We start from the raw sequence: 12,615 nt of genomic DNA, 5'->3' as shown, positions 1-12,615 counted from the left end.
GAAGCGCGTTAAGCTGACCCTCGGGGGGATGCGCCTCTGGCCCGTCCCCCCGAGGCCCTTTCATTCGAGCCGTGGAGCGACCATGACCAATATCGACGACCTTCCCAAGAAAAGCGGACCCGCCGGTGGCTGGGGGTCGGTGCGCGGCATGAAGGACGTGCGGTCGAGCGCGCATCCCGATCCGAAGGCCTTCCTGACGCTGCGCCGGCAGAACAAGCCCGGCGGCATGATGTGCTCGTCCTGCGCGTGGCCCAAGCCCGCGAACTACAAGGCGTTCGAATTCTGCGAGAACGGCGCCAAGGCCACGCTCTGGGAGGCGACGCGCGACCGCTGCACCCCCGACTTCTGGAAAGAGCATACCGTTACCGAGCTGCGCGACTGGTCCGACCACGATGTCGAGAGCACGGGCCGCCTGACCGCGCCGCTGCGCTACGACGCGACGACCGACCGCTACGTCGAGGTGACCTGGGACCAGGCCTTCGCCGAGATCGGCAACGTCCTGGGCAAGCTCGACCCGAAGGAGGTCGTCTTCTATTCCTCCGGCCATGCCGGGCTCGAGGCGTCGTACCTCTACGGCGTGCTCGCGCGGCTCTTCGGCAACAACAACCTGCCGCAATCGTCGAACATGTGCCACGAGACGACGAGCGTGGGCCTCAAGAACGTCATCGGATCCCCGGTGGGCACGGTCATCTGGGAGGATCTGGAAGCGACCGATTGCTTCTTCTTCTTCGGTCAGAACCCCGGCACGAACTCGCCCCGCTTCCTGCATCCGCTGAAGGAGGCCAAGGATCGCGGCGCGAAGATCGTGACGTTCAATCCGCTGCGCGAGCAGGGCCTCGTGTCCTTCGTCGATCCGCAGAACCCGATCCACCTCGCGACGGGCCATGAGACGAAGATCTCTGACCAGTATTACCAGCTTCGCGCAGGCGGCGACGTGGCCGCGATCCTCGGTATCTGCAAGGCGGTGATCGAGGCCGACGACGAGGCGCAGAAGGCCGGCAAGCCGCGCGTGCTCGACGTGGATTTCATCGAGGAGCACACCACCGGCTTCGACGCCTTCCTCGACATCTGCCGCAAGACCGGCTGGGGCGACATCACCCGCGAGGCGGGCCTGAAGGAGGGCGACCTGCGCCACGCCGCGCAGACCTACATGAAGGCCGAGCGCGTCATCGCCGTCTACGGCATGGGCCTGACGCAGCACGTGCACGGCGCGCTCAATATCGGGATGCTCGTCAACCTGATGCTGCTGCGGGGCAATATCGGCCGCAAGGGGGCCGGCATGTGCCCCGTTCGCGGCCATTCCAACGTGCAGGGCCAGCGCACCGTCGGCATCGCGGAGAAGACCGCGCTCGTGCCGATGGACAAGCTGCGCGAGCTCTTCGACTTCGATCCGCCGATGGAGGACGGGGTCCATATCGTCGATGCCGTCCACGGGCTCTTCGACCGCAGCGTGAAGGGCTTCGTGAGCCTCGGCGGCAACCTCGTCCGCGCCGTCCCCGAACAGAAGCGCATGGAGGAGGCCTGGGCCGCTCAGGAGATCAGCGTCATGGTCTCGACCAAGCTGAACCGCTCGCATCTCTTTCCGGCGCGGCACGCCTATATCCTGCCCTGCCTGTCACGCGCCGAGCGCGACGAGCAGGCGACCGGCAACCAGACGATCACCATCGAGGACAGCTTCTCGATGATCCACGGCTCGATCGGCGAGCGCGACCCCGCCTCGCCCCATCTCAGAAGCGAGATGGCGATCGTCTGCGGCCTCGGGCGGGTCCTGGCGCGCGACAATCCCAAGCTGAAATGGGACGAGTGGCAGGCCGATTACGGCCGCGTCCGCGACCTGATCGAGGCGACCTATCCCGACGATTTCGGCGACTACAACCAGCGCATGAACCAGGCGGGCGGCTTCTGGCGCGGCATCGCCGCCCATGACCGCATCTGGAAGACCGAGCCCGGCAAGGCGATCTTCTCGGCACCCGACCGGCTGAACTCCATCGGTTTCGACGATGCCGAGGGGCGCTATCGCCTCATCACGGTGCGATCGAACGACCAGTTCAACACGACGATCTACGGCTATTCGGACCGCTTCCGCGGGATCGAGGGGACGCGCGACGTGCTGTTGATGAACGAGGAGGACATGCGCGAGATCGGCGTGGTCAAGGGTGATCTCATCGCGCTCGTCTCGGATGCGGAGGACGACGTGTCGCGCCGTCTGGGCGGGCTCGCCGCCATCCCCTACGAGATTCCGCGCGGCACGGTCGCGGGCTACTACCCCGAATGCAACGTGCTGATCTCGATCGACCATCACGACCTGACCTCCAAGACGCCGGCCTCGAAATCGATCCCCGTCCGGATCGAGCGCGATACCGGTCAGCCCGCCGCGCGGCCCGAGATGTAGGGTCGGCAAGCCTGTCGGGAATTGGCTGGCTTTCGAGTCACGCCCCCGATAGGCTTTTTGCCGGGACTAGATTTCAGGGAGGAAACCAATGTCCAAGACCTTTTCAACACTGCTTTGCGGGACCATTCTGGCCGCGGGTGCCGCCTCCGCCCAGACCAATCTTCGCATCCAGACGCACCAGCCGGCCGAGTCGGTCTGGGGTCAGCTGATCGGCGAATTCGTCCAGCAGGTCGAGGCGATGTCGGACGGCGATCTGACGATCGAGATGTTCTATTCCTCGCCCGTCGTCGCCACCGCCGAGACCTTCACCGCGGCAGCCAACGGCATTCTCGATTGCGACATGACGAACGGGTCCTACCAGACGGGTCTCAACCCCGCCTTCCAGTTCGTCGCCGACCCGATGGGCGGCTACGACACCCCGCTCCAGTTCCTCGCCTGGATCAATTACGGCGGCGGCGAGGAGGCGATCCAGAACCTCTACCAGGCGAACGGGATGCACTTCGTCGGTGCCTATACCGGCGGCCAGGAATCGATGAACTCGACCGAGCCGCTGGCGGGTGTCGACGACCTCAAGGGCTGGAAGTTCCGCTCGCCCCCGGGGATGGAGAGCGAGATCTTCGCCGAGCTCGGCTCCTCGCCCATCGTGATGGACTTCACCGAGATCTTCACCGCGCTCGAGACCGGGATCATCGACGGTGCCGACGCCTCCACGCTCGCCAACAATGTCGGAATGGGGATCTACGACGTCGCGACGCACGCGACCTATCCGGGCTTCCATTCGATGTCGGCCGACCACCTCGCCTGCTCCACCGCCGTGTGGGACAGCCTCAGCGACGCCAACAAGGCCATCCTCGAGACGGCGATGGACTCGATCGCGCTGAAGCTGATGCTCAACATGCTCGTCGCCAACGGCGAGGCGGCGGTGTCGCTGCCCGACCAGGGCGTGACGCTGCATGACTGGTCGCAGGAAGATCGCCAGACCTTCCGCAAGGCGGCCGTCGGCCGCTGGCAGGAATGGGCCGACCGGACGCCCGAGACGGCCGAGCTCGTCGAAAGCCACCTGGCCTTCCAGAAGCGCATCGGCCTCGGTGTCGAGTCCGAAGGGTCGGGCGACGGTGCCGAAGCATCCGACAGCGGCTCCGACGCCTCCGAAGGCGGGTCCACCTCCCAGTAAATCCACCGCCGGGGGCGGCATCGCCGTCCCCGGACCTTTCGCCAGAAGGCAGTTTCCATGAACATCCTCATCATCGGCGGCGGTGGCTTCATCGGCCGCAAGGTCGCGGCCGAGCTTGCCGGCCGCGGCACGCTCAGGGGCCGTGAGATCTCGCGCCTGACACTTGCCGACATCGCCGCACCAGATCCGATCGACGCCCCCTTTCCCGTCGAGACCGCCGCCTGCGACATCACCGACCGTGCCCAGGTCGATGCGCTGATTGCGGACGACACCGACGTGATCTTCCATTTCGCCGCCGTCGTCTCGAGCCATGCCGAGGCGGAATTCGACGACGGAATGCAGGTCAACCTCTTCGGCACGATCAACGTGCTGGAACGCGCGCGCGCGCTCGGGACCGCGCCGGTCGTGGTCTTCACCTCATCGCTCGCCGTCTTCGGCGGAGAGGTCCCCGATCCGATCACCGACCACACGATCCCGAACCCGCAGACCTCGTACGGGACGCAGAAAGTCATCGGCGAATTCCTCGTGAACGACTATTCGCGCAAGGGTTTCATCGACGGACGCGGCTTCCGCCTGCCCACGATCTCGGTCCGGCCGGGCAAGCCGAACCGTGCGGCCTCGTCCTTCATGTCGTCGATCATCCGCGAGCCCCTGAACGGTCAGGAGGCGATCTGCCCCGTCGACGAGGATCAGGAGCATTTCTATCTCTCGCCGCGCCGGTGCGTGCAGAACCTCGTGAAGGGGGCCGAACTCGACGCCGCCGATCTGGGCCAGCAGCGTTGCATGACGATGCCGGGGCAGCGGCTGTCCATCCGGCAGATGATCGACGCGCTGACGGCGGTCGCCGGTCCGGAACCCGCCAAGCTCATCAAGTTCGAGGGCGACGAGGACATCGCATCCATCGTGCGCGGCTGGCGTTACGATTACCGCACCGAGAAGGCCCGCGCGCTCGGGCTCGAGGCGGATGACGGCTTCGAGGAGAACGTCCGCTTCTATATCGAGGACGATCAGCCCAGCGCCTGAGCGGCATCAGAACGACGACGGCCCCGGAGCGTTTCGCGCGCGAGACATTCCGGGGCCGTTTTCATTTCTGGAAGGGTCCGACGCCAACGGCGTCCCCTTCGCGGGCGATCCGGCCGGGACCGCCCGCATCCGGTGACCGCCCTCAGCGGACGGTGATGCGACCCTCGATCACGGGCGTGTAGGGCGTGTTCTGGGACAGGTATTCGGCCGTGACGTCCGCCAGGTCCGGTCCGAAATCGTAGGCGTTCTCGGCATCGACGAACATCTGGTATCCGTCGCCGCCGTTGCGGACGTAGTTGTTCGACGCGACGGCATAGGTCGCGCTCTCGTCGATCGGCTCTCCTCCGACCATCACCTCGCTGATGCGGCTGCCGACCTCGGCCGAGGGATCGACCGTATAGCTCATCCCGGCGACCTGCGCGAAGCGGCCGGCCCCCTCTTCCATCTGGCTCGCTCCGTTCTCGAGCGCCGCGACAATGGCCGCGCCGTCGACCTCGAAGGTCGAGAGCGTGTTCTGGAACGGCAGCACGGTCAGCACGTCGCCCATCGTGACCTCGCCCCCCTCGATCGAGGCGCGCAGGCCTCCGCCATTGGTGATCGCGATCTGCACGCCCTGATCGGCGGTGCGGGCGAGCATGGCGTCGGTCACGAGGTTGCCCATCTCGCATTCCACGGCGCGGCAGCTTTCGCGCGTGCCGTCGATCGCGGCCGTGCTCTCGCCCACCACTTCCTGGCGCAGCTCCTCGAGCGGTTCGGCGAGGGCCGCGACACGCTCCAGCGTCGCCTCGTCCTCGGCGACCGATGAATCGAGCAGGACCGGCGTGCCGGAAATCTCCGTCACTTCGCCGTCGTCGGAAAAGGTGACGTCGATCTCGCCCAGATACTTGCCGTAGGCATAGGCCTGGAAGATCGGAACGTCGTTGACCATCGTGGGATAGGGTCCCGCCGCCCCCTCCATGTCGCCCAGAAGCGTATGCGAATGGCCACCGATGATGAGGTCGATGCCCGTCACCCCTTCGGCCAGCCGCCGGTCCGCGGGAAGGCCCACATGCGTGAGCATGACGATCTTGTTCACCCCGTCATCGGTCAGCATGTCGACCTGCTGCTGCGCCGCGTCGATGATGGAGGAGAAGATGACGTCGTCGCCCGGCGAGGAGGTCTCGGGCGTATCCTCGGCCAGGACCGAGACGATGCCGATGCGCTCGTCCCCTTCGGTTTCGATCACGATCGATTTCGGCACGTTGCCCGACAGGGCGTCGTTGCCGCTGACGTCGATATTGGCCGACAGGACGGGAAACTCCACCTGCTCGAGGAACTTCGCGAGGCCTTCGGGGCCGTCGTCGAATTCGTGGTTGCCGACCGCCATTGCGTCGTAGCCCAGCTGCGTCATGAACTCAGCCGAAAGGTCGCCGCCATATTGCGTGAAGAAGAGCGAGCCCTGGAACTGGTCGCCCGCATCCAGCAGGATGACATCCCCCGCGGCGGCCTCGCGCGCGTCCTCGACCGCCGTGACCATCCGCGCGATGCCACCGAAGCACTCGCCGGCGTCGTTGTCCTCGGACGAACAGGTCGAATCGTAGGCGTTGATCGGCTCGAAGCGGTCGTGGAAATCGTTGGTATGCAGGATGGTCAGGTCATAGGCCGCGGCGGCGCCCGAGAGAAGGGCGAGCGCGGCGGTGGAGGCGGAGAGAGTTCGGATCATGCGGAAGGTCCTCGAAGGTTTGTCACCCCGAAACTCTGCGCGGGGGGCGGTCGCTTGTCAAAGGTCCCGCGGGGGCAGCTCGGCCAGGCGGGCGGGACTGGTCTTGGATGCGGACGCGTGGCAAAAGACGGGTCATGGAAATCTACAAGATCCTCAGACCGCAGGAATTCGCGGAATTCGAGCGCGCGGGCGAGACGCGCGGCGCTCCCGTCGATCTCGATGACGGCTATATCCACCTCTCCAAGGCCGACCAGCTCGAGGGGACGCTTGCCAAACACTTCACCGATGCGGAGGAGGTGATCCTCTGTGCCTGCGATGCGGGCAGGCTGGGAACCGCGTTGAAATGGGAGGCGGCGCGGGGCGGCGACCTCTTCCCGCATCTCTATCGCAACCTCGAACGTGCCGACATCCTGTGGAACGCCCGCCTGACACGCGGGGATGACGGTTTCACCCTGCCCGACCGCGTCGGATGAGGCAGGCGGTCGAACGGCTGGGCCTCGCCGCGCTGCACCGGATCGATCCCGAACGCGCGCATGGCCTCGCGCTGCGCGCGCTCGGCGCGGGTCTCGTGCCGCTGCCGGGCGTCGTGACGGGCCCGCGACTTCGGACGCGGCTGGCCGGGATCGACCTGCCCAATCCGGTCGGCCTCGCCGCGGGCTTCGACAAGAACGCAAGCGCGCTCGCCCCCCTGTCGCGGGCGGGCTTCGGCTTTCTCGAGGTCGGTGCCGCGACGCCGCGCCCGCAGGAGGGGAATGCCCGCCCGCGCCTCTTCCGGCTGACCGGGGACCGCGCGGTCATCAACCGTTTCGGCTTCAACAATATCGGCGTGGAGGAGATCGCGCGCCGGCTTTCCGCGACGCCGACGAAGGTGCCGCGCGGCCTCAACCTCGGCACCAACAAGGACGCCCCCGACCGTGCCGCAGGCTTTGCCGAGGTGCTGCGCCGCGCAGGGCCATACGTGGATTTCGCGACGATCAACGTCTCGTCGCCCAATACCGAGAAGCTGCGCGACCTGCAGGGGGCGGACGCGCTCGCGGCGCTCTTCGAGACGGTGCTGGCGGCCAACGCGATGCTCGACCGGCCGCTGCCGGTCTTCGTCAAGATCGCGCCCGACCTCGACGATGCGGCGCTGGCCGATATCGCGCGGGTGGCCGGTGCGGGCGGCATCGCCGCCATCGTCGCGACCAACACCACCCTCTCGCGCGAGGGGATCGGCGGGCCCCATGCGGCCGAGGCTGGCGGCCTCTCGGGCGCACCGCTCTTCGCGCCGTCGACGCGGATCCTCGCGAAACTCTCCGGGCTCACCGACCTTCCGCTGATCGGCGTGGGCGGCATTGCCTCGGCCGAGGATGCCTATGCCAAGATCCGAGCGGGCGCATCGGCCGTGCAGCTCTATTCGGCGTTGGTCTACGAGGGCCTGTCGCTGGTCGAGCGGATCGCGCGCGGTCTGGACGCGCTTCTGGAGCGGGACGGCTTCGCGAACGTGTCCGAAGCGGTCGGCACGGATCGCGATCGCTGGCTCTAGGGCCGCGGAAGGCGCGGGCCGTCGCGCTCAGCCGTCGTCGCGGGGGCGCGGCATGATGAAATGCACCAGCGCCTGCGCATAGGGACGGTCGTGATTGTCCTGCCAGGCCTCGACACCAACGGTCGCATAGCGACGGCCGGACCGGGCGATGCGCGCCCGCGCATAGGCGTCGCGCGGCAGGCCCGAACGCAGGTAATCGACCGTGATGTCGATGGTCTTGGGCATCCGCGGCATGTCCTTCGGGTCGAGAGCCGCGGGATCGACGCGGCCGCTCTCGATCTCGTCCCAGAGCCGCGACCAGGCAAGCGCGATGGTCGCCGTCGTCTCGAGAAACGCGGCCGTCGCCCCGCCATGCAGCGCGGGCAGCATCGGATTGCCGATGAGCTTGTCGTCATAGGGCAGCGTGGCGGTCAGCTCGTCCCCGCGCCGGTCGAACCGGATGCCCAGATGGCGCAGATAGGGGATCCCCGAGACCAGCGCCTCGAGCGTCGCGTCGCGTCGCTGCTTGATGACCTGGACGGGTTCGGGCGGCCTGCGGCTCACGATGCGTCCCCCCGTTCGATGGTGAAGGCGCCGGTCGCGGTGGCGACCGGATGCTCGCGGTCGTCGTCGAGCGCGCGGGCCCGGATGAAGGCCACCGATCGCGTCACGTGATAGCATTCCGCCTCGGCGAGGATCGTCTGGCCGGGCGTCGCGGGCCGCATGTAGTCGATCCTGAGATCGAGCGTCGCGGTGCTTTCGGGTGCCACGGGATGCAGCATTACCGCCGCGCCGCTGCACGTATCCATGAGCGCCGAGACCGCGCCGCCATGGATCACGCCCGTGGCGGGCTCGCCCACCAGCTTTTCGTCGTAGGGCATCTCGATCTCCGCGCGGCCCGGCGACATCGAGACGAGCCGCATCCCGAGGTCGCGCGCATGCGGCAGCATTTCCACGAATTGACGGGCGATCTCTTCGGTCCTGTCGGACATCCTGCGCTCTCCGGGCCGTGCTGCGTGATGGCCTCTCTATTCGGAAACGGGGCTCCCGGGGCAAGGGCAAACTGGCGATCCGGCACACGTCAGGGTGAATCGACGGGGTTGGCAACTCTCCGCGCAGGGTCGATATTCGGGGCGAATGCCGGAACGTCCGACCTGACTATTCGTTTCGACGGCATCCTTGTTCGAGAAACCGAGATGACCGAACCCCTCCGCATAGCCGTCATCGGCGCGACCGGTGCCACCGGACGGCACGTCGTCACGCAGGCGCAGTCGCGCGGCCACCATGTCCGCGCGGTCGATACCGCCTTTCCCGACGAAACCGCCCTGCCCCGCGACGTCGAGCGTGTGGAGGCGGATGTCCTCGGAGACGATCTCGGCCCCGCTCTCGACGGGTACGACGTCGTCGTCTCTGCCATCGGGATCGCCCTGTCCGCGCGGAACGCGATCGCACCTCCCCCGCTCTACCGCGACGGCACGCGGCGCATCCTCCACGCGATGCGGTCGAACGGCCAGACCCGCCTTGTCGTTATCTCGGCAAGCTTCGTGGCCGCCCGCAACCGTGGGCCGCACTGGTTCAGGATCGCGTCCGGGCTCGCCCTGGGCCGGATCTTCGCCCAGATGGCCGAGATGGAGGCGCTGCTGCGCGGCTCGACGGAAATCGACTGGACGGCCGTCCGGCCCGGCTGGTTGATGGACGGGACGCTTACCACCGATTACGTGGTCACGCCCGAGGCGATCCGCCCCGACCTCATCCGGACGCGCCATGCCGATCTGGCGCATTTCATCCTGCACTGCGCCGAAACGGGCGAATGGTCGCGCGACACCCCCGCGATCGCCCGCCCCGAGCCACGCTCCGCGAGCAGTCTCGACACGGCGCTGCGCGACGCGGTGGCGGGGTGACGCCCATGTCCGACGCCTCCGCATCCCCTCGACCAGAAGACACTGCGATGACCGAGCGACGCCTGTCCTTCAAGGAGATGTGCGCCCGCTTCGACGTGACGCCGCGGACGCTGCGATATTACGAGTACATCGAACTTCTCGACCCCGAGCGCGAGGGCCGGTCCCGGTTCTACCATGCCCGCGACATCGCCCGCATGACGTTGATCCTGCGCGGACGCCGCTGGGGGTTCAGCCTCGAGGAGATGCGCCAGTGGCTCGACATCTACGACCGGCAGGGCACCCAGGCGCAGATGCGGGCCTGGATCGCCCTCGCCGACGAGAAGCTCGGGGATCTCAGGGCGGAGCGCGATCGCCTCGACCGTGCGATCGAGGAGCTCTCCGAGAACCGCGATTTCGTCGCGCGCGATCTCGACTAGATCGTTAAAAGTTTACGCAACGTTTGGCTTACGTAAACGTCAACCGTCTTGCGCGAACCCAATGGCGCGGGCAGATTGTTCCCCGTGACCAGTGGGAGATCCGTGAGATGAGTGACGATCTGATGACGATCAGGCAGATGTGCGAAACCTTCGAGGTGACGCCCAGAACGCTGCGGTTCTACGAATCGAAAGAGCTTATCGCGCCCCGGCGCGACGGCCAGAAGCGGCTCTTCACCCGGCGCGACCGCGCGCGGCTGAAGCTCATCCTGCGCGGAAAGCGCTTCGGCTTCAGTCTCGAGGAAATCCGCCAGCTCCTCGATCTCTATACCCTCGGCGACGGCCAGGAAACGCAGCTGAGCCGCACCTACGAGATCGCGAAGGAACGGCTCAAGGACCTCAAGCGCCGCCGCACCGAACTCGACGAGGCCATCTCCGATCTGTCGGACCAGATCCGCTGGGGCGAGGACGCGCTCGCCAAGGTCCGTCGCGGATCCGCCGCCTGAACAATCCGGCCCCGTCCCTACCCGATCGACAGGAGTCTGCCATGGCCGTCTACGCCGCCCCCCTCAAGGATCTGCAATTCGTCATCCAAGACCTTATCGGGACCGCCGGAAGCGACGTTCCGGGCTACGACGATCTCGACCCGGATCTCGTCTCGGCCATCCTGGGCGAGGCCGGAAAGCTGGCCGAGAACGTGCTGGCTCCGTTGAACGCGATCGGCGACCGCGAGGGATGCACGCTCGAGAACGGCGTGGTCCGCACGCCCGCGGGCTTCAGGGACGCCTACGAGCAGATGCGCGCGGGCGGCTGGCTGGGGCTCGATTGCGACCCCGAATACGGCGGTCAGGGCATGCCGCAGATCCTCCAGACCGCGGTGGGCGAGATCTTCGTCTCGGCCAACATGGCCTTCAACATGTATCAGGGACTGTCGCACGGGGCCTACAACGCGATCCACACCCACGGGACCGACGCGCAAAAGCGCACCTACCTGCCCAACATCGTCGACGGGATCTGGTCGGGCACGATGAACCTGACCGAACCGCAATGCGGCACGGATCTCGGCCTCATCCGCAGCCGCGCCGAACCGCAGGAGGACGGGACCTACCGCATCACAGGCCAGAAGATCTGGATCTCGGCCGGCGAACACGACCTGACCGAGAATATTGTCCACCTGGTCCTCGCGCGCATTCCGGGCGGCCCCGAGGGCGTGAAGGGCATATCGCTCTTCATCGTGCCGAAATTCCTGGTGAACGAGGACGGATCGCTCGGTGATCGCAACGCGGTCTCCTGCGGCGGCCTCGAAAGCAAGATGGGCATCCACGGCAACGCGACCTGCGTGATGAACTACGACGGCGCGACCGGCTATCTTATCGGCGAGGCGCACAAGGGCATGCGGGCCATGTTCACCATGATGAACGAGGCGCGGCTCGGCGTGGGCGTCCAGGGCTATGCCCAGGGGGCGGTCGCCTACCAGAACGCGCTCGCCTTCGCGCGCGACAGGCTCCAGGGACGCGACGTGACGGGTGCCAGGAACCCCGACGGACCGGCCGATCCGATCATCGTGCATCCCGATGTGCGCCGAAATCTCATGGACCAGAAGAGCTTCGTCGAGGGCGCGCGCGCCTTCGCGCTCTGGGGAGCGCATCTGCTCGACCGCGCCCACCGCGCCGGCGACGCGGAGGCCGAGGCGATGATCTCCCTCCTCACCCCGGTGCTGAAGGGCTTCCTGACCGACAAGGGCTTCGAGACGACGATCCTCGCACAGCAGACGCTCGGCGGATCGGGCTTCACCCGCGAATGGGGGATCGAGCAATTCGTCCGCGATGCGCGGATCACGATGATCTACGAGGGAACGAACGGGATCCAGTCGCTCGACCTCGTCGGCCGCAAGCTCGCCCTCGACGGCGGCAAACCGGTCATTGCTTTCTTCGACCTCGTGAAAAGATTCATCCGCGAAAACGGCGACGACGTGGATTTCACGACCCAATTCCTCGAGCCGCTGAAACGCGCGAGCAAGGACATGCAGGCGGCCGCGACCTTCTTTTTGGAGCACGGGGCCCGCGACCCGAACGACGCGCTCGCCGGAAGCTACGACTTCATGCATCTCTTCGGACATGTCTGCATGGGGCTGATGTGGGCACGGATGGCCCGCGCCGCGCGGCGCGCGCTCGATGCCGGAACCGGCGATCCCGAATTCCTCGAGGCCAAGATCGCGACAGGGCGATATTACATGGCGCGCCAGCTGCCCGCCACGGCGCTTCACCGAGCGCGGATCGAGACGGGCGGCGCGCCGGTCATGGCGCTCGACGCGGCGGGCTTCTAGGGTCTCGCGATGCCGGAGCCGGACCGCCCGTGGCCGACATCCGGCAACGCCTCCGGCGGGAGTATTTCGGGACAGATGAAGCCGCGGGGCACTCCGTCCCGACGACAGCATCGACGCCAAACGACCGGGACGGAGCTTCACCTGTCGCGGTCATCGGCTCTCCAGCCTGTACCGCCCGAG

General features: G+C 66.9%; 12 protein-coding genes. 9 read left to right on the top strand and 3 right to left on the bottom strand.

The window, feature by feature from the left end; translation table 11 throughout:
* Positions 1-82: 82 nt before the first annotated feature.
* From RVY76_RS02125 to denD, 3 genes are all read left to right on the top strand, one after another.
* Positions 83-2,392, top strand: coding sequence for an FdhF/YdeP family oxidoreductase (locus tag RVY76_RS02125; protein WP_317375509.1), 2,310 nt, complete (start codon positions 83-85; stop codon positions 2,390-2,392).
* 88 nt (positions 2,393-2,480) lie between these two features.
* Positions 2,481-3,566 carry a TRAP transporter substrate-binding protein DctP gene (dctP, locus tag RVY76_RS02120; protein WP_317375508.1) on the top strand — a complete coding sequence of 362 codons (1,086 nt, stop codon included), beginning with the start codon at positions 2,481-2,483 and terminating at the stop codon, positions 3,564-3,566.
* A gap of 57 nt (positions 3,567-3,623) precedes the next feature.
* Positions 3,624-4,589 (top strand): D-erythronate dehydrogenase, encoded by a 966-nt coding sequence (gene denD / locus RVY76_RS02115; protein WP_317375507.1) that lies wholly within the window; start codon positions 3,624-3,626, stop codon positions 4,587-4,589.
* Positions 4,590-4,731: 142 nt separating this feature from the next.
* On the opposite strand, the gene RVY76_RS02110 is transcribed toward denD, so the two are convergent.
* Positions 4,732-6,291 carry a bifunctional metallophosphatase/5'-nucleotidase gene (locus tag RVY76_RS02110; protein ID WP_317375506.1) on the bottom strand — a complete coding sequence of 520 codons (1,560 nt, stop codon included), beginning with the start codon at positions 6,289-6,291 and terminating at the stop codon, positions 4,732-4,734.
* 134 nt (positions 6,292-6,425) lie between these two features.
* On the opposite strand from RVY76_RS02110, the gene RVY76_RS02105 reads away from it, so the two are divergent.
* Together RVY76_RS02105 and RVY76_RS02100 are read left to right on the top strand one after the other, a co-directional pair.
* On the top strand, positions 6,426-6,764 hold the full coding sequence (locus tag RVY76_RS02105; RefSeq protein ID WP_317375505.1) for a DUF952 domain-containing protein: 339 nt from the start codon (positions 6,426-6,428) through the stop codon (positions 6,762-6,764).
* Positions 6,761-7,816: a quinone-dependent dihydroorotate dehydrogenase gene (locus RVY76_RS02100; protein ID WP_317375504.1), complete on the top strand. Its 1,056-nt coding sequence runs from the start codon at positions 6,761-6,763 to the stop codon at positions 7,814-7,816. Before RVY76_RS02105 ends, RVY76_RS02100 begins: the two co-directional genes overlap by 4 nt.
* 27 nt (positions 7,817-7,843) lie before the next feature.
* Here RVY76_RS02100 and RVY76_RS02095 read toward each other — a convergent pair whose 3' ends face one another.
* Together RVY76_RS02095 and RVY76_RS02090 are read right to left on the bottom strand one after the other, a co-directional pair.
* Positions 7,844-8,359 carry a PaaI family thioesterase gene (locus RVY76_RS02095; protein ID WP_317375503.1) on the bottom strand — a complete coding sequence of 172 codons (516 nt, stop codon included), beginning with the start codon at positions 8,357-8,359 and terminating at the stop codon, positions 7,844-7,846.
* Positions 8,356-8,787 (bottom strand): PaaI family thioesterase, encoded by a 432-nt coding sequence (locus RVY76_RS02090; RefSeq protein ID WP_317375502.1) that lies wholly within the window; start codon positions 8,785-8,787, stop codon positions 8,356-8,358. The genes RVY76_RS02095 and RVY76_RS02090 overlap by 4 nt, the downstream gene beginning before the upstream one ends.
* Before the next feature lie 204 nt (positions 8,788-8,991).
* On the opposite strand from RVY76_RS02090, the gene RVY76_RS02085 reads away from it, so the two are divergent.
* From RVY76_RS02085 to RVY76_RS02070, 4 genes are all read left to right on the top strand, one after another.
* On the top strand, positions 8,992-9,696 hold the full coding sequence (locus tag RVY76_RS02085) for an NAD(P)H-binding protein (protein ID WP_317375501.1): 705 nt from the start codon (positions 8,992-8,994) through the stop codon (positions 9,694-9,696).
* 47 nt (positions 9,697-9,743) lie between these two features.
* Positions 9,744-10,112, top strand: a complete 369-nt coding sequence (locus RVY76_RS02080; RefSeq protein WP_317375500.1) for a MerR family DNA-binding transcriptional regulator — start codon at positions 9,744-9,746, stop codon at positions 10,110-10,112.
* Between the two features lie 107 nt (positions 10,113-10,219).
* Positions 10,220-10,615 (top strand): MerR family DNA-binding transcriptional regulator, encoded by a 396-nt coding sequence (locus tag RVY76_RS02075; protein ID WP_317375499.1) that lies wholly within the window; start codon positions 10,220-10,222, stop codon positions 10,613-10,615.
* A 41-nt stretch (positions 10,616-10,656) separates the two neighbouring features.
* The gene (locus tag RVY76_RS02070) at positions 10,657-12,435 is read left to right on the top strand and encodes an acyl-CoA dehydrogenase C-terminal domain-containing protein (protein WP_317375498.1); all 1,779 of its coding nucleotides are present in this window, start codon (positions 10,657-10,659) and stop codon (positions 12,433-12,435) included.
* Positions 12,436-12,615: the final 180 nt, after the last annotated feature.

Source organism: Palleronia sp. LCG004, assembly GCF_032931615.1.
In the GTDB taxonomy this organism is placed as follows: Bacteria; Pseudomonadota; Alphaproteobacteria; order Rhodobacterales; family Rhodobacteraceae; genus Palleronia.
This window is presented reverse-complemented; position numbering and strand designations above follow the sequence as displayed.